The following is a 21,898-nucleotide window of genomic DNA, read 5'->3' as shown; positions in this document are numbered from 1 at the left end:
TAGAAAGAACAATGTCGGTAGCTTCTATCCTGTGATGCCAGCAGGTATGCCAAGGAGTTTCACCACTTTTGAGGCGCAACGGTTTCCTCACCGACCAAAAAAAATAGTTATGCAACTTTTACCCTGCCCTCCTTTTCCTTTTCGGGTGCGTTGCGGGGGTTCCCCCTGTTGTAGCACCCCGCGTCTCAGCGCCAAACTGAGTACAGTTTTGGCGGGAGTCTCCTTGGAGGAAGAAAGATGAAATTTGACGATATTTACCAATTTTTTCACAATCCTCCTCCCATATATCTGAGCAAAGAACTAGCCGTGTGCTACGTACTTTCTGTCTTAGTACGAGGAGAATCTTATGGAACAGAACTAATCCAGCTTATAGAGAGTGAATACCCAGCCTACCGGCTTTCGGATACCGTTCTGTACCTAGCACTCAAATTTCTGGAGGAGGAACAGGCGATCGGAGGATACTGGAAAAAAGTAGAAGGACGCGGACGTCCCCGGAGGATGTATCGCATTCGTCCTGATTGGCGGGATTTATCTCAGGATTTGGCTCGTCTTTGGCGGGAGTATGCCACCAAAGACGATCGTTCGGCCTCTGATGAACCAAGTCAGCGGCAAAGAGATCCCGAAGGTAGCGACAAATCGTAAACTTGTGTAAAGTATGGGGATGATACGGATAAAAGGATTTTGGATTCATGGCTAATCTAAAATCTCAAGTCCCCAAACCCTTCCTAAATCAGGATGACCACGACAATTATTTACTCGACATTGCTGCTGACGTTGTTGCTGTCGGTCGGCCTGTTTTTCTTTATCAAAGCTTCTGTCAAAGATAGGACTCAAGTAGTTAGGCTGATTTCCGAGCAGCCACAAGAAGCGCTTTTCGCTCAATTTCAGCAGTATTTTACGCAGCGTTCCTACCGGGTCGCATCTGTGGATGCGGCGCAAAACCAGGTGACTTTCGTGGGTTTTGTCCGCCCCAGCTGGTTTATGGCAATTTTCTTAACTTTGTTGGCGGCGGTGGGAATCCTGAGTCTTGTTCTGGTTTTGTCGATTTTGTTTCCCAATTTGGCGATCGTATTTCTGGGGCTAGAATTGTTGTCGCCTCTAGCTGGTGTATTTTACTGGCAAAAAGCTGGACGGCAAGAGCAGGTTTCGCTCAAGTTTGAAGATGTGCTTAGCCAGGAAACTCAAGTGGTGCAAAGTGCGATCGCTGTTACTGCTCATCGGGATGAATTGGCTGCTTTGCAACAGGCGCTGGGATTAAAACCTGGCGATGACGTTAAAGAAGCGTCTCCTTTGGCAAAGCCTGTCCCAAGGACATAGCAGAATCACTGTTACATAAAAAGCGACAATAAACCCCACTCAGAACTTGCTTGGTTCGAGTGGGGTTTATTTAAACTATATCAACTTTTTCGTTGCTGCAAAGGTCGCTTTGGAGTTGCCAAAATGCGAATTGTCAATCCCTCTCCAGCCTATCCTACCCCTTAAGTCTCAGCCACTTTGAGCAGCGACTGCAACTTTTTCGTTAGGGTGTTCTAACTCTCTCAAGCTGGGAAACAGGAAATGGTTTTCTTCCACGTACTGAGCCCCAAACAGCCCCTTTTCTGCCCAGAAGTAGCGATCTGTAGTATGCTCGTTCCGCTTAACCAGCAGTAGAGCGGGTGGCACAATTCCTTCGGCTTGAATAAATTTTCGAGCCGCCGTTACTGGTTTATCCAGCCCACTTTCGATGCTATATTGAGGCACGTGCTCAAGAATCCTACGCCCTTCTTGGCGACGGCGACTTTTGCGCTTACGTCTCCTAGCCAAGCTAGTTACCTCCTCTTTTAGTTCTATTTTGTAATGATATTTACCAAAGCCGTCGCAAGTATATAGGCTTGAGTTCTAAAAATCAACTTTTATTAAATGATTGATACAAATCTTCCAGATGCCCTGGAAGCTTAGCGCTCTTACCGATCGCGCTAAGCTGGAAACAGATATAGATCCGAGTAGTTGTAATAAAAATATATGTTGTCTCTAAGTTCATAGCCCCAAATTGGTCAGATAACGCTTGTAGATGATATCAGAGAAACAGAAAGCCATTTGGGCAACAGCGCCATTTGGCACGGTTAACTACTAGAGCTTGACAAGAATGTTGATGCCTGCTTCTTCAGAATTTGTTGCTCTGTGTCAAGCACAGGTCGCATTGCTTACCCAGGCACTGGGAGCGGCTTTGAGCGTAGTCTATTTGACGGAAGAATTGGTGGAGGGAGAAGAAGCTAAACTGATTCCGGTTGTGGCTTACCCTAACCAAACTGCGGTTTGGGATGAGAATGACTCGCTGGCTTTTTTACCGCATGGGATCGAGAAGCTCAATAATATCCCCCGCTTATTATCAGCGGCACCTCAAGGCTCTTCAATGCTGCGGCGGTCTAGGCCAGGGGTAGATACAACGGGAGGCGAGCAAAGGCGTCACAGGGAAGGCAATTCTCTGGTGCAACAGGGCCAAATTGTTTTACCTCTGATCCATGAGGGGGTTGTGATGGGATTGTTGGTTACCAGTCGTGAGGATCGACCTTGGAATGAGCAGGAACGGATTGAGGTGGAAAGGATTGCTCATACGATGGCTCTAGCTTGTATTTTAGACCAACGCTCTCAGTGGCTGGGGCAGCAATTTAGCCAACAACAGCGCCTCCAGAGTCAGCAAAATGACCTTCTACATAATTTGTTGCACCAGCTTCGCAATCCGCTGACGGCTTTACTGACTTTTGGGAAGCTGTTGCTGAGGCGACTGCGACCGTCCGATGCAAACCGCGATATTGCAGGTAATATTCTTAGGGAGAGCGATCGCATCCAAGAGTTGCTCTCACAGTTCGATGAGGCGATTGATTTGACCGCAAGTCAAGGGGGATCGCTGTTAGCTTATCCTTCTCAGGTGTCGGTTGAAGGGGAGGTTGAGACTGCGACCGCTCCCGATCGGGCCAATAAACCTCTACTTTTGTTACCAGAAGCTGGGTTGATGGCGGTGGGAACTCTGGAATCCTGCTCTGTAGCGCAGATTTTAGAACCGCTGCTGTCATCGGCGTATGCGATCGCGCAAGAGCGAAATATAAAATTAAAAGCTGAAATTAGGGCTAATTTGACGCCTGTTCGAGCTAATGCCAAAGCTTTAAGAGAAGTGTTCAGCAATTTAATCGATAATGCTTTGAAATATACGCCTTCGGGGGGATGGGTTTACGTTGATGCGGGGGTAGAACGAGAATCGCCTCAAGGTCGGTTGCAGGGAGTTGCAGTGAGCGACACTGGCCCTGGCATTCCTCCCCAAGATTTAGAGCGGCTGTTTGAGCGGCATTACCGGGGAGTTCAGGCCCGATCGGATATTCCCGGTACTGGTTTGGGTTTGGCGATCGCACGAGATTTGGTGCAGCAAATGCAGGGTGAAATTGAGGTTTTCAGTCCATCTCACCACTCTGGTAATGCTGGCGTGGGGTCTACTTTTATCGTATGGTTACCAGAAAGTAGTAGCGACTCATTCCCAGGATAAGCAAGTTATCAGTTGAATCCAACGATCTGTTACGAAATCTTAAGCTTCTATCCTTCAAGTCTGTTTTGAAGATTTTTTACCGCAGATGGAAGCAGATAAACGCAGATACACGCAGATGAAGAACATTTTTCGGTATTGTTATCAGCGCAGTAGGGCTGATAAGCCGTGCTATGAGGCAGAACGTCTTAAAATCAGATCGGAGTTTAAGGTTAAAGTCAAGTCCTTGTCAGGTTCGATCGAGAGCAGCCTAACTGTTTCCTGGTTTCGGAACCTTCCCAACAGTTCGGAAGAAGAGCCAAAGCCAGAGTTTAGCACAACTTGTCCGGTAGAGATCGCTGGGTTCCCGCTCACAGCTGCTAGAGCAGCTGCCGCCCCTGTACCTAAAGCTGCATTGCCGATAATTCTACCAAGTCTGGGGCTGTTGCTAATCTCTTGTGTTTTGGTAATAATTCGGGAACTTGCACTTATGGGAATTCGTTTACCATCGCTTAAAACTAACTGTTTTGCAACAAATTGAGCGCTTCCTATTTCTTGCATTGTTACCAGTTCGCCGACGATCTGAGTGCCAGATGGAATCAATAAAGTTGGTTGAGAGGTAACAACGTTTCGAGTCACGATTAAGGTTAAGGGAATTGGCCCTGGTTCGTCTGCGGCAACGATAATTCTCTGTGCAGCTTGGTATTTAACTGGGATAAGAGTTCCGGCTGTAATTCTCCCAGTTATTTCCGCCGGTAAAGTTCTTTGGGCATAAGCCGGATCTTGTTTCACAATGGGCGTGAAGGTGCTGGCATTTATTGAGAATGCTAACAATAAAGTAGTTCCCGACTGCCAAGGTTTGAGCTTATACATAAAGTTATTTCTCCACAAGATAAATGGTTTTGATAAATTCTAAGCTTTGTTTTAAAAGAAACTCAAAATATATTATTTTTTAGTTTGGTTTATATACTATTTTCGCAAAAGTTAAGATACAGCGGCAGCCTTATTAGTCGCTTTTGTTTGAGAAATTTATAGGCCGCTGGGCTATAAAACAAAGCTAGTTATCCCTCAGCCGTCTTAGCATCCAGTCAAATCTGGTTCTAGCGATCGCAATGTTGTCAAGGATATTTGGGTTGAGTTGTTCCACGTCAATGTTTCCATCATGGGGCGAGACTTTCCCATAACCCAATTGGCCTATGGTGCCACGCAGTCTGATCGAAAGCAATATCGCCAGGGCTCGGTAAAAACGGGAGCAAAATCCATTATCCTGTTGTAGTCTTGTCGCTAATTGCCGTCGGGGAATCGACAGCAAGAGTGAGTTTTCAATCGTCTTAACTGTGGCAGAAGGCGGGCGGGAATCTATGAAGGACATTTCTCCCACCATCTCGCCGCTTGACAATGTGGCAATTTCTTTATTATCCAGGGTAGCAATAGAAACAGTCAAGGTTCCTTCCAGGAGGAGGTACAGCGTGTCGATGGGTTTTCCTTGTTCTATCAGGACGGTGTTGGCAGGAACTTCCTCGCGCTTACCCGTCTGTAGCATCCAATCAATGTCGTCATCGCTCAGTTCCCCTAGAATAAAAAGGACTTTTTCCATACCTGACTTCCTAAATCTGTGTTGTGCTACAAAGATGGTTTGACGGTTTCCTGAAGCACCCTAGTTGCGACGCATTGGTATACAAAATTCTTTATAAAGAGTACTATTCCTTATTTTTGACACCAGTTTTAAAATCATAGCATAATTCATGTTATTATTAAAGTTTATCTCCCTCAAGAGAGAGTCCAGTTACTCCTTTCCCGCTCAAAGAATATGTATGAAGCAGCAGAGGGGCGCTTGTGCAGAGGGGAAAAAGAATCATAGATAATCTTCTGGCGGGAAGGGAGTAAGAAAAAAGCGATCGCAAACTATCTCAGTTTGCGATCGCTTTGCCATCAATGATCTCTATCTAAATACCTCGATCGTACCCAGAGTCGCTTCTTGGGATGGGTCTGGAGTCGCGATTGTTGTAATCAGAGTTAGACCCGGATCTGTAACCGGAGGAGAAGTTAAGTACTAAATCCGAGCGGAGTGTCAAATCCAGATCGCTTTCCGGGTCAATGACCACCACTTTAGCTGAATCCCGATTGCGTCCCAGAAGCAGTCCACCTACAGCACCCGCTCCCGTACCAGCTAAAACCTCTAGGGGTCGGATACGTCTGTCGCCAGTGATGCCAGAGATCAGCGCTGCTGCTGCCGAACCAACTGCTGCACCTGTCAAGATAGAAGTTGTGTTAGTACCACCCCTACGAACTTCTTCTGTTTGAGTAATCACATCAGAAGTCGCGTTGATAGTGCGTCTCTGACCTCGATCTAGAATCAGGTTTCTGGCAACAAAGCGAGAACCTCTACCAGATGGTTCTATTTGTCCCTCTATCCGACTGCCAGATGGAATCAATACGCTGCCGTCACGACCTACTACGTCGTCTTGTACTGTGAGGGTTATTCGCGCGGTTTCATCTGGTGCTAAGACAATTTTTTCGGCTTTGTCGTAGGTAACGGGAATGTTTGTGCCAGCGGGTAATCTGTAATCAATTCGTTGTGATTGAGCGACCCGAGATTGAGCTAAAGCAGGTGATGCAATTAGGAGCGGAGCAGCTGTAGTAGCAGTCATTCCTAAAGCGAGTAGTGCAGCGGTTGTAGATTGCCAGCGATGGGAATTAAACATTTATGGCACCCTCCTTGTTGGGTTTGTTATATCAAATGACGCCGTGTTGAAAAGTTTGTTTCTGATAGTACAGGTTGAGTTTGGTTGATTGGAGCGACTATATAAATATCGTCTGTTATTTCGAGTCATCACTTTTACTTAAATACTTGTGTGATCTTGGAGGGTAAGTCCTATACTTATAATTATAACGAGGCGACAAAGGGTTATTCATCAACCGGAAGTAATATCACTATTTGTGGATTGTTTTTTGTTGTACTGACGAAAACTTTTTACCTACATACTAAGGAGGACGCCGGGGAGCAAAATTAGTTCCTTACTATAGTCAGATTTGCGTCCGCCTTCCTTCTACTGAGCGATCCGCTGGGGCGATTGGGGGCAAAGAGAGAAAGTCGATGGAATAAGCTGAGGTGCATTTAAATTTTTAAGTCAAGTTTGATGAAATTATTGTGGGGTGGGCGTCCCGCCCGCCCAAAAAATACAATTTAGATGCGGAACAGCTTATCGGATGAATTCGGATCGGGCCTTTTCTGACGAACCCCCTCTTGTCAAGCTTCTCAATAAGTGCGATCGCATCCTGGGATTTCGATGTGCGATCGCTTGTAACTATCCATTTGCGAAATCACCCTTTTTGTCGCTCTATCTCTGCAATTGGTAATAACAAATTATCCTCTATTTCCTGTCGCACGTCGCGACTCACATAACAATCGGTATTCAAGCACTCCACCAGTAACTTATTCGCGTTGTAATAAGCTTGAAGCAACTTTTTTTGCTGTTTGCTGAACTGCCAATTGTGACCTATATTGCGATACTTAATTATTGCTGATATTAATTGCTCTATCCAAGCTTGACTATTAGCTTCCCACCATTGTTTAAATTTCCACTTGTCAGCATCGGGATCTGGAAGTAGGTTTTTGAGTTCTTGCAAAGCTTGTCCTAACTTAGGTTCGAGGTAAAGGGCGCGATCGCACGCCAGGAAAAAAGCCCCTTTAAAAGCATAAGTGGAAGCATAGGGATAATTATTCAGATCGAGCTTAAAAGTGCGATCGCAAAGCAGAGCAAGGATATCATCAAGACCGACCTCAAGGGCGCGGATATTGCCTAAAATAACTAGAGTAAAAAGGCGACGATCGAGGGTGCGGATCAATTCTGGATCGCGGTAACCAACTGAATCGCGCTGAGGGTGGCGATCGTAGGCAAGATTAAAGTAAAAAGCCCGCACAGCAGCAGGCTTATAAGGAACCTTGACAGAAAGCGATTTATCTCTTACCCACATCAAAAATTGATGCAAACTTTCATCACCAGCTACAAGCAAATCAACCTGCTTTTTCATTAATTGCAACAGATAATCAGCAGGCTGTAACATCCCTACTGCTAATAAAAATACTTCTTGCCAGTATTTATCCGTAATATGGCTGACCAAATTTTGTAAAGCTTTTTCTAACGCCTGCGGTTCGGAACTGCTGACAATTTTCCTAGCTGTAAAATACTCGTGAAATGTCAGATGAGAAAAAGAATAAATACCCCTAGCTCTTTCTACTAAGATTCCATGCTGTGCTTCAAGCGATTTCAACAACGCCGAGCTATCTAAGTGCAGAATTTCCGAGTCAGTTTGGGCATCGGATAAATTGCGAATAAAATTTCCAATATAAGATTCAGCAGCCTGTTGTTTAAAAAAATAATCTTTGCGCTCAAAAGTAGTCAAGGCAATTTGACTGAGTAAATCTTCCTTGCGCTGTACCGACAGCTTTTTATAAACTCGATCGCGCTCAATACCGCGTTTGGCATCCCATTTTCTCAGTAGAGTAGTAATGCCTCGTTTGTATAATTCTGCGCGATCGGCTGGGAAATCACCGGCATCTTCAAATTCTAAACACAGCAGGGTCAACAGCAAAGGATTTGTCGCCAGTTCTTTAATTGAAGGATTTGATTGCAGTTGTTGTATGAATCGAGCGGCTGTATTAGCTTGAATCTCTTCCTCAGCAGATAAAATAATTGAAGATCGATTTTCTTTGACTTGAAACCACTTGGTTGCAAATGCCTTAATTTGGTTATGATTAAAATCGGCAACTTCTACCTCTGTGAATTTTTCAAAAGTATACTCCTGCGCTGCTATGCGGCAGGTGATAACAAATCGATTGCTTTGGTAACGATCGGAAAATTCCTGAATCTGCTTGATAACTCGGCTGGCATCTTCTTCTCTGACTTCATCCAAACCATCAAGTAATATTAATGTTTTGCCGTGTTTGAGCAACTCAGTTAGTTGAATATCTGTAATGCCAGAATTCAACAACATCTGGTCAATTAATTCGATGTTAACGCTATGATTTTTTGCCTCTGCGAAGTCTCTGAGGGTGATAAAAATTGGCACTAAATGGTTGAGAAAATTACCATAACAGCACTGAATTGCCAAATACTTTAAAAATGTTGTCTTACCCGATCCGGGCTTGCCCAATACCATCAGCTTAGGGTAAAATTTTACAGCTTCTAGCCCTGGTACTCGTTTTCTGGTAATTCTGCTCAGTCCAAAGCGATCGAAATTTCCCGAATCTGGATCGAATACTTGCATCAGCTCAGCAATTGTCAGCGGTCTGCACCCAGTGATTTGCTCTAGAATGTTGACATTGGTGTAGATGTCGGTTAAACCGATGGGTTGGGTCATATCTAGCACTCGTATTGTGCTACACCTCTGTTGGATGGTGGGGCGTAGCTTCTCTCGGATGTCTTGCACGAGGGCGTCAATATCGGTGCTAGGGCTAAGATTATTTTCAGCAGGCTCAGGTGCAGCTATCTTTTCCCAATCCAACTCAAGCTGAAAGCAGATTTCCCTAAAAATGTAACTATCGACCGACTTTCCTTGGAAAAACTTGCCAATTGTCTGGCGAGTGCAACCTACTCGCTCGCCAAGCTGTTTTTGCGTCAATCCGGCGCGAGTGAAGGCTTTTTTTGCCTCTTTTATACCTTCTTGAGATACCTGGAGCGATCGCTTTGCCATAGCTCAACCATAACCTTTTTTGAAGTTTTGTTAAATTTGTTTGCTAAGTCAGCCAAGCCTAACATTGCACAAACATTACTCAAGCATGAGGCTAACATCGGTCTGTAATGCTGGAATTGTCTGGGTTTGAATTCAATTGTATCTGGGACTTTATTATGACAACCGTTCTGATTGTTGAAGATGAGGCTATAAACGTTAAAGTTTTCTCTAAGATTTTGACTAAGGGAGGCGGCTTAGGGGTACGCCACACCGAAGATGTAGAAGAAGTAATCCAAATTGCCCAATCTGGGGAAGCGCAGATCGTTCTGATGGACGTTTCTCTGGGTAACAGTTATTACCGGGGTAAGCCAATGAACGGTCTTCAGATCACTCAAATGCTGAAAGCTAACCCGGAAACCGCTAAACTACCTGTGATTTTAGTTACAGCGCACGCGAACGAGGGCGATCGCGAAAACTTGCTCGAACAAAGCGGTGCGGATGGTTACATCCCCAAGCCAGTGGTCGATCATCAAGACTTTTTGAATCAGATCCGGGCAATGCTACCAAAAATCTAACAGATGCGATCGCGCCTTTGTGTTTTGCAAATCTACCAGACAAAACCCGCATCGGCGGGTTTTGTTGATTTTTACGATGATAATAAAGTTTGAAGGGAGCGCGATCGTACTCCAAATAAACAGGACAACATATGACAAAGACAGAAATCTTGACAGCACTAAAACAGATGACGACCGAGGAGCGTTTAGAAGTTATCGAAACTGCCTCACGGTTGATGAGGGAAGAGATAGAAGAAAAAAACAGGATAAAAGAGGAAAGGAATAAGCGACTAAGAGCAGCAGCTGAGGCGGCAATCCCAGACTATATGCCGGGAGGAAGGCTACACGATCTATGGTCGTCTGATAGTGAAGACTATTACGAGTCCAAGAAGGAAACTCTTGGGGACAGTGTAAACGCTCATGCGTAGAGGTGAAGTATGGCTAGTCAGACTCGATCCTACAGTTGGTGCTGAAATTGGCAAAACTCGTCCAGCTGCGATCGTGAGTGATGATGAAGTTGGTGTTTTGCCACTTAAAGTGATTGTTCCAATTACCGAATGGCAAGAGCGATACTCTGACAGACAGTGGATGGTACAGGTGGAACCTAGTGTAGAAAATGGATTAAATAAGCTCTCAGCAGGGGACACTTTTCAATTGAGTTGTATTTCTATAGAAAGGTTCGTTCGGCAGCTGGGAACCCTTTCTGATACAGCCATGCAAGAAATTACCGATGCGCTAGCCATTGTTCTAAGTATTTATTCATAGCTCTCAAGCTCGGCTTTCCGCAACCAGTATTTCTACTTCATACCTAAAATCCTTATTTTTTCCCTTGACAGACTATACAACAGTACGTTAGTACTGGTATTTCTTAAATAAGAGTGTAGCGCTATAGTCTGAATGATTCCTCTGCAACTTACCCTCAAAAACTTCCTTAGCTATCGCAAAGCCACCCTCGATTTTCGTGGACTGCATACGGCTTGTATCTGCGGTGCCAATGGCGCGGGTAAATCTTCCCTGCTAGAAGCGATTACCTGGGTGCTTTGGGGTGAAAGCCGTGCTGGTAATGAAGATGATGTTATCCACGCGGGATCTGATGAAGTCCAAGTTGATTTCATGTTCAAGAACCAAGATGTAATCTACCGGGTAATTCGGGCTCGTCGTCTTGGCGGCGGCGGGGTTCTAGAATTTCAGGTGCAAACGCCTAGTGGTTTTCGGGCTTTGACTGAGCGGGGAATGCGATCGACTCAGCAGTTGATTGTAGATCACTTGAAGCTGGATTACGAAACTTTTATCAATTCGGCTTATCTGCGTCAGGGTAGGGCGGATGAGTTTATGCTCAAAAAACCCGGCGAACGTAAAGAAATTCTCGCGGATTTACTCAAACTCAATCAGTACGAAACTCTGGCGGAACAAGCGAAGGATTTTTCCAAGCAGTTGAAGGGACAGGCGGATGAGTTAGATCGGAATTTGGGTTCTATTAAAGTGCAGTTGCAGGAGCGAGGATCGATCGCGCAAGAACAAGCTACTCTAGAAAGCGAGCTAACTCTGCTGCAACAAGCCCAATTAGAAGATACCGAACGGCTACAACAGCTGCAATCCTTACACCACCAGCGACAAAATTGGGAACAACAGCTAAGTTGGCATCGGCAGCAATATCAAAATTTGGTACAAGATTGCGATCGTCTCCAGCAAGACTCAGCCATTATCCAACAGCAGCAGCAACAACTGGAAGTTCTTCTGCAACAGCAAGGTGAAATAACGGCTGGATATACCAATTTCCAACATTTGCAAGCCGAGGAAGAAACCCTTACCAGCAAATTTCAAATTCATCAAGCTGCACAGGAACAACGGCGACAGTTACAACAACAGCAAGAACTGGCTATCAACGAACTGAATAAACAACTGCAACACGCTCAAGCTCAACTAGAAGCTTTAGCGGATCAGGAAAAAGAAATTCAGCAAACTCTCAGTCAATCTGCGGAAGTAGAAGCAGGGCTGGCACAATTGCAGCAGGCTCGTAGTCGCCTCAGCCAGATGGATCGGTTGCACTTGCAGGTCACCCCCTTACTGCAACGTCGCCAGCAGTTACAAAGCCAACTGGAACGCTCTCAAGCTCGATTGAGTGCTAAGTTAGATGAACTCCACGCTTCTGTATCGCAACTGCAAGTGCAGCAAAAACGTCAGCCAAAGTTACAGCAGGCGGTGATGGAAGTTGCTGTTCAAATTGAGCAATTGGATAAAAAACGGGTTCGCCAACAGCGAGTGCAGGAAAAAGGGCTGGAAAGGCGCAGTTTTGTCGATCGTCTCCACGAAAATCAACGGGAATACGAAAGACAGTTGGGAGAGTTGACGCAAAAGATTCAGATGCTGCGGACGCCGGATGCGATTTGTCCGTTGTGCGATCGGCCCCTCGACGAACACCACTGGAAGCGTGTGGTAAACAAAACCCAAACTGAGCAAAAGGAGATGGAGCAGCAGTTTTGGATTGTTCGGGAGCAATTGGCTGCATCTGAGGCAGAACTTCAGGTTTTAAGGGCTGAATATAAGCAATTATCCCAGGAATTGGTTGAGTATGATGGTTTGCGGGAACACCGAGGACAATTGCAGGCGCAACTTACTGCGACTGGTGATGCTCAAGATCGTCTTCAACAAATAGTAACGGAAGCTGCACAGATTGAGCGATCGCTCCAAACAAGCGACTACGCTGTTGATGTGCAGCAAGAACTCTCCCAGCTAGACCGAAACCTACAACAACTCAACTACGATGAGAAAAACCACGCTTTGGCTCGAAATGAGGTAGAACGATGCCGTTGGGCAGAGGTTAAGCAGGATAGAATTAAACAGGCTCAGCAGCGTCAAGCTCAGGTGGCGACGCGACAGCCAGAGATTTTGGCTCAAATTATCGGTATTCAACGCCAGATCGAGCAACTGCAAACAAATTCGGAATTTTCTAGGCAGATTGCGGCGCTAGAACGCCAAATTGTTGAGATTTCTTATAACTTGGATGGACATAATGCGATCCGCAAGTCTGTTCGTCAAGCCCAATCTTGGCAACTCCGCTATCAGGAATTGTGTCAGGCTCAGCAGCAATATCCTTTACTTTGCCAACGTTTTCAGGAGTTAGTTCAGGTTTTGGAAGTGCGATCGCGCGATCGAGAAGCTCAGTCATCACAAATTGAGCAAATTGTCAACCAGCTTGGCACTATGCCAGATGCGACTGGGGAAATTCAAATCCTGGAAGGGCAGATATTTGCTCGACGCAGCCAACTGGATGAGCGGCTGGCGAGCTTGGGGCGTCTGCAACAACTCTCCACTCAGCTGGAAAACCTTCAGGTTCAGTATGATAAACAGCAGCAACAACTGATCGAATGCCGCCAGAAATATCGCATTTATGAAGAACTGAGTAAAGCTTTTGGCAAACACGGCATCCAGACGCTGATGATTGAGAATGTGTTGCCCCAGTTGGAAGCCGAAACTAATTCGATTTTGGCGCGGTTGAGCGGTAACCAGTTGCACGTTCAGTTTGTCACCCAAAAAGCTGGGCGCAGCGGTCGGACTTCTAAGAAAACGGGTAAATTGATTGACACTTTGGACATTTTGATCGCTGATGCTCGCGGTACTCGCCCTTATGAGACTTATTCTGGTGGGGAAGCGTTTCGGATTAATTTTGCGATTCGTCTCGCTTTGGCGCGTCTGTTGGCTCAGCGTGCGGGGACTGCGCTGCAAATGCTGATTGTGGATGAGGGGTTTGGCACTCAGGATCGGGAGGGATGCGATCGCTTGATTGCGGCGATAAATGCGATCGCCTCAGATTTTGCCTGCATCCTCACCGTCACCCATATGCCATCCTTCAAGGAAGCGTTCCAAGCGCGGATCGAAGTTGTCAAAACTCAAGATGGATCTCAGTTAAGTTTGTCGATCTAATTTCTATAAAGTGTGTTATAGTAATAAATCGTGCCGGTGTAGCTCAGTGGTAGAGTAGCTGATTCGTAATCAGTTGGTCGTGGGTTCAAATCCCACTATCGGCTTTTGGATATTCCAGGATAAGGTATAAATTGACATCTGGTGAGAGGAGACGATCTTGATATTTACCGATCATTTTGGAATAGAGGTGTAATTGCAACCGATCGATTATGCAGTTTTTTCGTCCCTACTGCTACTGCCACCCGCAACTACACCCAACTTAGGTCAAGGAAGGATATTTAGTCACTTTACCAACGCTGAGGGGGTGACAGGAATTACAGGAATTGTTGGTGATAATCTAGAGGTAGGGCAGCAGGTCATTGTCAGCGAACTTCGATTTGGACAAGGCTCAAACCCATTTTTGGCAAACGATCCAGGTGATATATTTCTTACAGATTTGGGTTTTGAGGCTACGGAAGGGAAACTGGAACTAATCGGTGTTTTTGGCGATAAGCAAAAATTCGCGATTCAATTTTCTGAAGAAACAGCGTTATTATTAAATAATATTAGAGTCAGGCCATTGAGAATATCGAATAATATATTGAACCTTGGCGGAAGTATATATAGTATTCCTGGCGGCACTACAATCAACGGCAAATGTCTACTAATGAGGATGAGATTATGAGAGAATTTGATATCAATTATTTGCTCGAAGATTTAGGCTCTTTGGAAGTGGAAAAGCAGGTAATTGCAGTAGAACGGGTGGGAGAAATTGTTGATTTTCTGGCGGTTAAAACGGTTGATGCTTTTAGGAGAAGTCCGCACCGTTTCCCGATGGCAGAACGATTATATCGTTTAGGTTCAGTAGTTGTTACACCTCTAGAGAACCTTCTGAAGGAATCGGATAATTTAGAAACGAGTATTTTGGCATCGGTCATACTTCTAAGATTTGGCTCTAGAGCAGGTGTTTCCTGCTTGTTAGATGCAATTGCCAAAGATGAAGAATACCTTTCTTTGGCTGCAAGTTCTCTAGCAGCAGCAGGAATTAAGGAAGCGAGCGATCCAATGATTAATCGTCTGAGAAGCTGCGATATTAACAATATTGATTTAGCGATCGGCCTTCTCAATGCACTAGAAGATTTGGGAAGTGAAATACCTTCGGATTTACGCGATCGCTTAACTGGTGAAGATGTTCCCTGGCAAATTCGTACATACACGAAAAGATTTGATTCGTACCAAAAAAATCAGCTTGAATACACTTCTAGTGAAAAAGCGATCGCATGAGGATAATTTAGTTTAAAAAGGGGTAAAGATAATGCACAAAATCGTAGTTCGTTCCCATGTTGGCTCTGATGGTATATTACAAATGGAAATTCCAACAGAGTTTAAAGATGCTGATTTAGAAGTAACAGTAACAATTGAAACTGTTACGCCAACTGTAAATAAAACGCCAGAAGAGTTAGGCTATCCATCTGATTTTTTTGAGAGAACCGCAGGTGCTTTTCAAGATGAACCTTTGATCCGAGAAGATCAAGGAGAGTATGAAATAAGGGAGGAATTAGCTTGACATATCTTTTAGATACTAATATCTGTGTCCGCCTGCCGAGTTCAAGGTTTGCGGATAGAAGATTGGCAGTGACGGAGTGAGGAGTGCGATCGCTTTTTGGATTGGGATGGGGTGAGGCGATCCGGTTTCAGCTTACTTTAGCCAAAAGCACCTGCTTAGTGATATTATGAAGGCTCGCTCAGACCTAGCTAGTTTAGAGGGGTGATGGGAAGTGCGCTCTAACTTACCTCTTAAACTTTGATAGAAAACAAAAACTGGCTTTTAGTAATTGATGAGGAATAATAATCGTATGGTATCAGAGCTTGAAAAGGCATTTGCCGAAGATCAATCCCAATCTGCTGAACTAACGGCTAAGGAAATCTTCGGAACTCTAATTCAATTAAATCAGCGCGTTGGTGATGTATACTCCATCAGCTATGAAACAGCCTTAGTTATAATACACGATTACTACCGCAGGGAAGTAGGTGGTATTCCTAGCCTTAGCTTCTTGATTGCTACTCGTGTTAATCCAAATGATAATATCGATTACACCACTGAAGACGCATCTTTAATTTTGCTGCGTGTTATGGATGCTGCTCCACTTCCTAACGCATTTGAAGCGGAACGAGTGCGCGTGGAAGCAGCCCAACGAGCTAGTGGAGAAGATATGCACTGGGATGACCAAGAGATGATGGATGCTCAAACTCATAATCTTTTGTCTTTTGCTGGAATTAAGTGTAAAGTTATTGGTACTTTTTTCTTAGATAAAGCTTCTGAAAATGACACTGCCGATTTGCTAGTTCTTCGTTTTGGTAGCGATATTTCCAATTACTATCCAAATCGAGGTCTGAAAGTCTATAAGCCAAACGATAAAGCCTTATCACTCATAGTTAATTATCGCGATCCAGATCGTAAGGATCAGCAGACAAAACAATCTGTTGTTGTGGGTCAAATCCGCTACGCATCGACCAATCGCTCATTCCAGGGAGTTTCTAATGTCCAAGTGAAACTTCTACCAGCCGATTTACTTGGTCAAAAAACTGCTCTATTTGGTATGACCCGCACTGGTAAATCGAATACTACTAAAATCATACTTCAATCGGTATTTAATCTGAGATTTGACAAAGAAAAAACCCTCCGAATAGGCCAGATAGTATTTGATCCTAATGGAGAGTATGCAAATGAAAATGAGCAAGATACTAATCAACAGAAAAATCCATCTGCCATCAAAAATATTTGGAAGTCTAATTCTGCGGGAAAAGAGGAAGATGTTGTAACTTATGGAATTTTGGCTCATCCAAACGATCCTAAACGCAAGCTGATGTTATTAAATTTTTTAGATGAGGCAAATCTTCAAATTGGTAAGGATATTATTGATGGCACACTAGCATCTGATGGCTCAAAATATATCCAAAACTTCCGGCAGGTCGTTTTTGATCAACCTGCTAAAGATGACTACAGGGCAATGACGCGCTACAAACGTCGAATCCTCGTATATCGCGCTCTCCTAGTTCAAGCTGGCTTTTCCGTTCCACCACAGCTTAAACCAGAAACTGACAAATTATTCAATAATGAGCTACTTGAGGCTATGAAGAATAGCCAAGGTAAAAATAGTACAGATCATATATCTGCTGCTGAGGTCTTGAGTAAGAAAGAATCTACATGGCCTCAAGTAGCGAATGCACTTAGTCATCTTTATGACTTTATGATGGACAAAAATAGTGGTTACGAAGCCTTTGAGAAATGGTATGTTAGCGATCGCCCAAAGGCATCAGGGGAACTCTGGGCAGATGAGGATTTGAAAAAGTTATTGGAAATGTTTAGTCGCCCTAACGGGCCTAGACAAATTGGTAAAGTACGTAACCAACACACTAACAGCACAACTGCTGATTATGCTGTAGAAATTTACGAACATTTGAAAGCTGGACGGCTAGTTATTATCGACCAATCGAGTGGAGATCCCGAAATTAATCAATCTTCCGCTGACCGGATTATGTGGTATATTTTTCGGGAAAATCAGAGTTTATTTCGTCAAGGAGTAAAAGAAATACCTGAAATTCTGGTTTATCTGGAAGAAGCCCATAACCTTCTGCCCGCAGGAACAGATATGGATCTGAAGAATGTATGGGTGCGGACAGCAAAAGAGGGTGCAAAATATCATATTGGCATGGTCTATGCAACCCAGGAAGTTAGCAGCATTCAACGTAATATACTCAAAAATACTGCTAATTGGTTTATCGGACACTTGAATAATACAGATGAAACCAAGGAACTCCAAAAATATTATGATTTTGATGATTTTGAATCATCAATTCGTCGCGCTCAGGATCGCGGATTCCTTAGAATTAAGACATTGAGCAATCTCTTCGTTATTCCAGTTCAAGTCAAAAAATTTGAGGTTTAGATTATGCCATACGAAGGAGAATTTGCCCAATATAAACCATTAGGTCGCCTTGTAAAGAGTGAGCGGGTAAAAAATTTACTTGGCAGTTACGAGATCAGAAGTAAGTCGGAACAGGTAGAGTCGCTACAAACACTAAATCTAATCAATATCCAACCTGGTGACTGGATACCACAAAAGCTAATAGCTATAGATGGGAGCCATGCAGAAGTAGAGATTGAAAATGGTTTCCCTGGTGCTGAAGCTTCTTATGTGACAGTGGCTTCAGTGATTCTAGATGTAAAAAAAATGAAAGAACTAGATCGGCATCGTCCTGTAGAGCCGAAACAATTCCGTACAATAGAAAAAGCTGAGTCTATAGACTGCGCTTTGCCTGGATGCAATGTCGTTTATAAAGGTGAAAAATCAGCTAATAGTTCGCTTAGAAAGTCAATATTTGAAGTATTTGGCTCTGTTCGGATGTTGTCTGATGGAGAATCACTTCTCGATACTTACGAAGCTCTATTAAAATATAAGCCTCTTACTGAACAGAGCCAAAAATGTCCTTACGAAGATTGTCTCGAAGATAGAGATTACCAGCGTGGGAATGGTCAATATACTTGTCCATGTAACCTTTCACGACCTCTTTATTCTACAGATGCCTTACGCATATATGAAAGGATGAATCCAGCAGGTACTAACGGCGGTATATTTGGTGAGATAATGCAAGTATTGGAAACAGTCTGGATGGTGCATATTTTAAGGTCTTTAGAGGCTAAAAAATGGCTTTCCAGCTTGGGTAGACTTGCAATTATCCTAGATGGTCAACTTGCCGTTTTTGGACAACCTGCTTGGATAAGCCAAGCCGTTTATCAAGAACTATCCAGAATTAATGGTGTAGCCAAAGAAGCGACAGGAGGCAAAGACATCCTTATAATTGGTATTGAAAAAACAGGAACTTTTGTGGAGCATTTTGAAGACCTAGATCGTAAAGAAGATGGTAGCTTGGGCAATATCCCTTGTCAGTCAGTTGGATTACTCACAGACTTATATATCAAACAAAATATCATTTTCTCAGACAGTACAAAACCTTATGGGGCAGCAACATACTTTGGGCGCAAGTTTTTCTACAAAACAAAATCCGGCGCTCGTATAGTAGCTACTTTGCCTTTCCTCGCAAAAGAACACAGAGATTTAACAACGGCTGAACCCTCTCAATTTCCACGTCTATCAGATGCAGTTGGACTTCTGGATCAACTGGTATCTTCACGCTTTCCTAACGCCCTTGTCCCCTTAGTGTCGGCAAATGCAGAAGCGGCTATCCCTCTGCGGCTTGGTAATAAAGTATTAGAAAAGCTTGCAAAAGAACTAATGGCGGAAAACTGAAGATGAGCAATTCAACTGTAAATCAACTGAGTTTGAGTACAGCCATCGGTCGATGGTCTGGCTTAGGTCCCTACTACGCCATGTTCCCCAAAGAATTCGCCTTCAAAGTTGTAGAAGAGTATTCAAAGCCTGGAGATGCAGTTATTGATCCGTTTGCAGGTCGCGCATCAAGCGTCTATGCAGCAGCAGCAATGCAGAGATCGGGCTGTGGTATTGAAATCAACCCTGTTGGGTGGCTCTATGGTTTTGTAAAACTAAAACCTGCCTCAAAGATTGAGGTATGGACGCGCATCAAAAATCTTGGTGACATAGCTGCTTCTGTTGAACAACATAAACTAGATATTTTGCCTGAATTCTTTAGTGCTTGTTATTCTCAAAGCGTATTACGCTATCTCGTAGCTGCGCGTGATGCACTTGATTGGAAAAATAATTTAGTTGATGCAACACTAATGGCAATAATACTGGTTCACCTACACGGCCAAAGAGAAAACTCACTATCAAACCAGATGCGACAAGGAAAAGCAATGAGTCCAGATTATTCAATACGTTGGTGGAGAGAAAGACAACTAACACCCCCAGAAATTGATCCAGTAAACTTTCTAATTAAGCGTATTGAATGGCGTTATGCCAAAGGAAGTCCAAACCTAAAAAATGGAAATATGCTTTTGGGTGATAGTACCTCATTGATCGGTGATTTAGCTGAAAAAGTCTCCTCTGGAAGTCAGAGTCGTTTTAATCTTCTATTTACTTCACCTCCATACTTCGGCATTACGAATTACCACTACGATCAATGGTTACGCCTGTGGATGTTGGGGGGGACTAATAGACCTACTTGGACAGGGGAAAAATGGCGGGGTAAGTTTGAGTCTATGCCTGATTATCGCAACTTGCTACAAACAGTTTTCCAAGGATGCGCTGAAATTATGACCAGTACAGCAAGTATCTATGTGAGAACCAGTGCCAGAATTTTTACACACGAAACAACTATCGACACTTTGCGTGAAGCTTTCCCACAAAAAACTCTAAAGTATATTAAGCAACCATTTACTAAAAATACACAGACAGCATTGTTTGGAGATAAGTTAAAGAAACCAGGTGAAATTGATATCATTATGCAATGCTAAATAGTTCACGGCTGTAAATATTGTATTTTTGGGAAATCGAAGTGAAGATTTTACGCGAGCGAAACCCAACCTACAAATTAATCTATTTTTTGGTTTGGCGAAGGTATTGTTCAAGAAACCGGATTTCTCTGCACCTCACTCACCCAAAAATTACTGTAAAATATTTCAAATATGGGTGGGCGGGACGCCTACCCAGTTTCGAGTTTATTACTAATTTCTCATCTGGAAACAGACTGGACACTCAAATAGCCCCTGCCGCGATCGCTCAAGTTTATAGTTAAATTAAAACTGAGGCTTAACATACATCACCCATACATCCTGCAATCGCTGTGCATCATCATCAGAAATATGACCGAGTTTATACAGCAATAAAGATTGCTCCAAACAATCCAATCTTGACAATCGTACTGTTGAAGCAACCCGCAAACCACTTACCTGCCAGTCATTAAGCGCGACATCAGTCTGACTGCGCGGTACAGTAGAGGTGACGGCTGCTGCCACAATATCCTGCCTATCTAACCAAAGTACAAGGATAGGACGCTTTTTAGATGCACTTCCATCCGTAAACCTAATTTCCGCCACCCAAAAATCACCCGCCTGGATAGTCATCATACAACCCCTCATCTTCAGGTGCGTAACTATTCAAAAATGCATCATGGTTGCGGATGGTTTCAGGCATAGTATTGATTTTCTCAATAGTGATGCTCCAATCACCTGCACCCAAGCTCTCAACTAAAGATGCTGGCAGATTTAACTTTTCACCTGCTTGGAGTTGTACTTGATAAGTTAACTTGATTAGTTCGCTTTTCATATTTCATTGTTGATAGTCTACAAGTTGAAATCATCCTCACTCAAATCAGCTGCGGTAGGGACACGGCATCATTTAATATTTTGCATTATAGATGAATATTTATGCCGCCGTGTCCCTATAAAACCCCAGAAACCCGGTTTCTTCAAGAAACCGGGTTTCTATGTACCTCACTCACCTGAAAAGCCCTGTAAAATATTTCAAATATAGGGTAAGCAAGACACCTACCCACTTTTGAGTTTATTACTAATTTCTCATCTGGAAACAGACTGGAGACTCAAATGACCTCAGCCGCGATCGCAACACCCACAAAAGAATCACCCCTTTTATTTGAGGGACTGACCTGGAGAGAGTTCAAAGCAGTTGAGCAATTGTTAGACCGTCCAGGCTATCGACTTTCTTTCCTAGAAGGAGTTCTGGAGATACGACGAAGGTCAGGAGAACCCCATGAAATCGTTAAACAAAGGATTGGTGCATTGTTGGAGCAATACCTGCTCATGGCAGGGTTTGACTTTACTCCAACTGGCTCAATGACCCTCGAAAATGAAACAGCCGCCGTTAAGCGAGAGGCGGATGAATCCTATAAACTTGCTCCTGGTCGAGCGCGTCCCGATTTAGCGATCGAGGTTGTGTTTTCCAGTGGCGGTATCAACAAATTAGAAGTCTACAAGCGGCTGAAAATAAAAGAAGTTTGGTTTTGGGAAGATGGCGTATTAGAAATTTATCACCTGCGGGAAGAGGGAAATAAATTTTACTATGAAAAGATTTCCAGTAGTGAAGAAGTGAAAGGAATCGATCTCGATTTGTTATTGCGTTGCATTAATATCGTAAATCATGTTGATGCCATCAAGACTTTTCAACAAGCACTTCAGAAATAGCTTTTAACTAAAAAGGTATGTAGTTGCGCTTTAGCGCTCTTATCCAAATTCTAATAAGAGCGCTAAAGCGCAACTACATACCTAATCACCATCGATAATTTCGTAGCGTGTACCGACATTTTCCGGCAGTAATTCTAAATCTGTGCTATT

21 protein-coding genes and 1 tRNA gene are annotated in these 21,898 nt (G+C 43.8%); 15 read left to right on the top strand and 7 right to left on the bottom strand.

Translation table 11 applies throughout. From position 1 onward, the window contains the following. Positions 1-237: 237 nt before the first annotated feature. Entirely contained in the window at positions 238-642 is a 405-nt protein-coding gene (locus LAY41_RS12950) for a PadR family transcriptional regulator (protein ID WP_249098109.1), read from the top strand. Between the two features lie 93 nt (positions 643-735). Continuing rightward, positions 736-1,317, top strand: a complete 582-nt coding sequence (locus LAY41_RS12945; RefSeq protein ID WP_249098106.1) for a cofactor assembly of complex C subunit B — start codon at positions 736-738, stop codon at positions 1,315-1,317. Positions 1,318-1,485: 168 nt separating this feature from the next. On the opposite strand, the gene LAY41_RS12940 is transcribed toward LAY41_RS12945, so the two are convergent. Continuing rightward, positions 1,486-1,803, bottom strand: coding sequence for a DUF3155 domain-containing protein (locus LAY41_RS12940; RefSeq protein WP_249098104.1), 318 nt, complete (start codon positions 1,801-1,803; stop codon positions 1,486-1,488). Positions 1,804-2,131: 328 nt separating this feature from the next. Here LAY41_RS12940 and LAY41_RS12935 point away from each other — a divergent pair, with 328 nt between their 5' ends. Next, on the top strand, positions 2,132-3,517 hold the full coding sequence (locus LAY41_RS12935; protein WP_249098100.1) for a GAF domain-containing sensor histidine kinase: 1,386 nt from the start codon (positions 2,132-2,134) through the stop codon (positions 3,515-3,517). A gap of 168 nt (positions 3,518-3,685) precedes the next feature. Here the strand turns inward: LAY41_RS12935 and LAY41_RS12930 are convergent, their stop codons facing one another. The 4 genes from LAY41_RS12930 to LAY41_RS12915 all read right to left on the bottom strand — a co-directional run bounded on the left by LAY41_RS12930 (position 3,686) and on the right by LAY41_RS12915 (position 9,190). After that, positions 3,686-4,366: a TrbI/VirB10 family protein gene (locus LAY41_RS12930; protein ID WP_249098098.1), complete on the bottom strand. Its 681-nt coding sequence runs from the start codon at positions 4,364-4,366 to the stop codon at positions 3,686-3,688. A 184-nt stretch (positions 4,367-4,550) separates the two neighbouring features. Then, positions 4,551-5,090, bottom strand: a complete 540-nt coding sequence (locus tag LAY41_RS12925) for a cyclic nucleotide-binding domain-containing protein (RefSeq protein WP_249098096.1) — start codon at positions 5,088-5,090, stop codon at positions 4,551-4,553. A 349-nt stretch (positions 5,091-5,439) separates the two neighbouring features. After that, positions 5,440-6,198 (bottom strand): hypothetical protein, encoded by a 759-nt coding sequence (locus LAY41_RS12920; protein ID WP_249098094.1) that lies wholly within the window; start codon positions 6,196-6,198, stop codon positions 5,440-5,442. Between the two features lie 619 nt (positions 6,199-6,817). Next, positions 6,818-9,190 carry an NACHT domain-containing protein gene (locus tag LAY41_RS12915; protein WP_249098092.1) on the bottom strand — a complete coding sequence of 791 codons (2,373 nt, stop codon included), beginning with the start codon at positions 9,188-9,190 and terminating at the stop codon, positions 6,818-6,820. A 155-nt stretch (positions 9,191-9,345) separates the two neighbouring features. Here LAY41_RS12915 and LAY41_RS12910 point away from each other — a divergent pair, with 155 nt between their 5' ends. From LAY41_RS12910 to LAY41_RS12860, 11 genes are all read left to right on the top strand, one after another. After that, complete coding sequence (locus LAY41_RS12910; RefSeq protein ID WP_249098089.1) at positions 9,346-9,744, top strand: response regulator; 399 nt, start codon at positions 9,346-9,348, stop codon at positions 9,742-9,744. A 131-nt stretch (positions 9,745-9,875) separates the two neighbouring features. Further along, positions 9,876-10,151 carry a hypothetical protein gene (locus LAY41_RS12905; protein ID WP_249098087.1) on the top strand — a complete coding sequence of 92 codons (276 nt, stop codon included), beginning with the start codon at positions 9,876-9,878 and terminating at the stop codon, positions 10,149-10,151. Beyond that, the gene (locus tag LAY41_RS12900) at positions 10,144-10,488 is read left to right on the top strand and encodes a type II toxin-antitoxin system PemK/MazF family toxin (RefSeq protein WP_249098085.1); all 345 of its coding nucleotides are present in this window, start codon (positions 10,144-10,146) and stop codon (positions 10,486-10,488) included. The genes LAY41_RS12905 and LAY41_RS12900 overlap by 8 nt, the downstream gene beginning before the upstream one ends. A gap of 132 nt (positions 10,489-10,620) precedes the next feature. Then, positions 10,621-13,647, top strand: a complete 3,027-nt coding sequence (gene sbcC / locus LAY41_RS12895) for an exonuclease subunit SbcC (protein WP_249098083.1) — start codon at positions 10,621-10,623, stop codon at positions 13,645-13,647. A gap of 32 nt (positions 13,648-13,679) precedes the next feature. Continuing rightward, positions 13,680-13,751 (top strand) — tRNA-Thr (locus tag LAY41_RS12890). A gap of 200 nt (positions 13,752-13,951) precedes the next feature. After that, positions 13,952-14,311, top strand: a complete 360-nt coding sequence (locus tag LAY41_RS12885) for a hypothetical protein (protein WP_249098080.1) — start codon at positions 13,952-13,954, stop codon at positions 14,309-14,311. Further along, a complete protein-coding gene (locus tag LAY41_RS12880) occupies positions 14,284-14,910 on the top strand; it encodes a hypothetical protein (protein WP_249098077.1) in 627 nt (208 codons plus the stop codon). The genes LAY41_RS12885 and LAY41_RS12880 overlap by 28 nt, the downstream gene beginning before the upstream one ends. A gap of 82 nt (positions 14,911-14,992) precedes the next feature. Continuing rightward, positions 14,993-15,193, top strand: a complete 201-nt coding sequence (locus tag LAY41_RS12875; protein ID WP_249098075.1) for a hypothetical protein — start codon at positions 14,993-14,995, stop codon at positions 15,191-15,193. Between the two features lie 289 nt (positions 15,194-15,482). Then, positions 15,483-17,576 (top strand): helicase HerA domain-containing protein, encoded by a 2,094-nt coding sequence (locus tag LAY41_RS12870; RefSeq protein WP_249098073.1) that lies wholly within the window; start codon positions 15,483-15,485, stop codon positions 17,574-17,576. Positions 17,577-17,579: 3 nt separating this feature from the next. After that, a complete protein-coding gene (locus LAY41_RS12865; RefSeq protein ID WP_249098071.1) occupies positions 17,580-18,938 on the top strand; it encodes a DNA double-strand break repair nuclease NurA in 1,359 nt (452 codons plus the stop codon). Between the two features lie 2 nt (positions 18,939-18,940). Continuing rightward, entirely contained in the window at positions 18,941-20,062 is a 1,122-nt protein-coding gene (locus LAY41_RS12860) for a DNA methyltransferase (protein WP_249098069.1), read from the top strand. 282 nt (positions 20,063-20,344) lie between these two features. Here LAY41_RS12860 and LAY41_RS12855 read toward each other — a convergent pair whose 3' ends face one another. Further along, a complete protein-coding gene (locus tag LAY41_RS12855) occupies positions 20,345-20,674 on the bottom strand; it encodes a type II toxin-antitoxin system PemK/MazF family toxin (protein WP_249098066.1) in 330 nt (109 codons plus the stop codon). Beyond that, positions 20,652-20,873: a hypothetical protein gene (locus LAY41_RS12850; protein ID WP_249098064.1), complete on the bottom strand. Its 222-nt coding sequence runs from the start codon at positions 20,871-20,873 to the stop codon at positions 20,652-20,654. The genes LAY41_RS12855 and LAY41_RS12850 overlap by 23 nt, the downstream gene beginning before the upstream one ends. A 278-nt stretch (positions 20,874-21,151) precedes the next feature. Between LAY41_RS12850 and LAY41_RS12845 the strand changes: the two genes are divergently transcribed. After that, positions 21,152-21,748, top strand: a complete 597-nt coding sequence (locus tag LAY41_RS12845) for a Uma2 family endonuclease (protein ID WP_249098062.1) — start codon at positions 21,152-21,154, stop codon at positions 21,746-21,748. Positions 21,749-21,898 lie beyond the last annotated feature (150 nt).

Origin of the sequence: Argonema galeatum A003/A1 (assembly GCF_023333595.1) — a bacterium.
Taxonomy (GTDB): Bacteria; Cyanobacteriota; Cyanobacteriia; order Cyanobacteriales; family Aerosakkonemataceae; genus Argonema; species Argonema galeatum.
This window is presented reverse-complemented; position numbering and strand designations above follow the sequence as displayed.

Bases quoted from the DNA above. Each gene is read 5' to 3' on its own strand.
- LAY41_RS12950 (WP_249098109.1), top strand. From the start codon at position 238: ATGAAATTTGACGATATTTACCAATTTTTTCACAATCCTCCTCCCATA.
- LAY41_RS12945 (WP_249098106.1), top strand. From the start codon at position 736: ATGACCACGACAATTATTTACTCGACATTGCTGCTGACGTTGTTGCTG.
- LAY41_RS12935 (WP_249098100.1), top strand. From the start codon at position 2,132: ATGCCTGCTTCTTCAGAATTTGTTGCTCTGTGTCAAGCACAGGTCGCA.
- LAY41_RS12930 (WP_249098098.1), bottom strand. From the start codon at position 4,366: ATGTATAAGCTCAAACCTTGGCAGTCGGGAACTACTTTATTGTTAGCA.
- LAY41_RS12925 (WP_249098096.1), bottom strand. From the start codon at position 5,090: ATGGAAAAAGTCCTTTTTATTCTAGGGGAACTGAGCGATGACGACATT.
- LAY41_RS12920 (WP_249098094.1), bottom strand. From the start codon at position 6,198: ATGTTTAATTCCCATCGCTGGCAATCTACAACCGCTGCACTACTCGCT.
- LAY41_RS12915 (WP_249098092.1), bottom strand. From the start codon at position 9,190: ATGGCAAAGCGATCGCTCCAGGTATCTCAAGAAGGTATAAAAGAGGCA.
- LAY41_RS12910 (WP_249098089.1), top strand. From the start codon at position 9,346: ATGACAACCGTTCTGATTGTTGAAGATGAGGCTATAAACGTTAAAGTT.
- LAY41_RS12905 (WP_249098087.1), top strand. From the start codon at position 9,876: ATGACAAAGACAGAAATCTTGACAGCACTAAAACAGATGACGACCGAG.
- LAY41_RS12900 (WP_249098085.1), top strand. From the start codon at position 10,144: ATGCGTAGAGGTGAAGTATGGCTAGTCAGACTCGATCCTACAGTTGGT.
- sbcC (WP_249098083.1), top strand. From the start codon at position 10,621: ATGATTCCTCTGCAACTTACCCTCAAAAACTTCCTTAGCTATCGCAAA.
- LAY41_RS12880 (WP_249098077.1), top strand. From the start codon at position 14,284: ATGTCTACTAATGAGGATGAGATTATGAGAGAATTTGATATCAATTAT.
- LAY41_RS12875 (WP_249098075.1), top strand. From the start codon at position 14,993: ATGGAAATTCCAACAGAGTTTAAAGATGCTGATTTAGAAGTAACAGTA.
- LAY41_RS12870 (WP_249098073.1), top strand. From the start codon at position 15,483: ATGGTATCAGAGCTTGAAAAGGCATTTGCCGAAGATCAATCCCAATCT.
- LAY41_RS12865 (WP_249098071.1), top strand. From the start codon at position 17,580: ATGCCATACGAAGGAGAATTTGCCCAATATAAACCATTAGGTCGCCTT.
- LAY41_RS12860 (WP_249098069.1), top strand. From the start codon at position 18,941: ATGAGCAATTCAACTGTAAATCAACTGAGTTTGAGTACAGCCATCGGT.
- LAY41_RS12855 (WP_249098066.1), bottom strand. From the start codon at position 20,674: ATGATGACTATCCAGGCGGGTGATTTTTGGGTGGCGGAAATTAGGTTT.
- LAY41_RS12850 (WP_249098064.1), bottom strand. From the start codon at position 20,873: ATGAAAAGCGAACTAATCAAGTTAACTTATCAAGTACAACTCCAAGCA.
- LAY41_RS12845 (WP_249098062.1), top strand. From the start codon at position 21,152: ATGACCTCAGCCGCGATCGCAACACCCACAAAAGAATCACCCCTTTTA.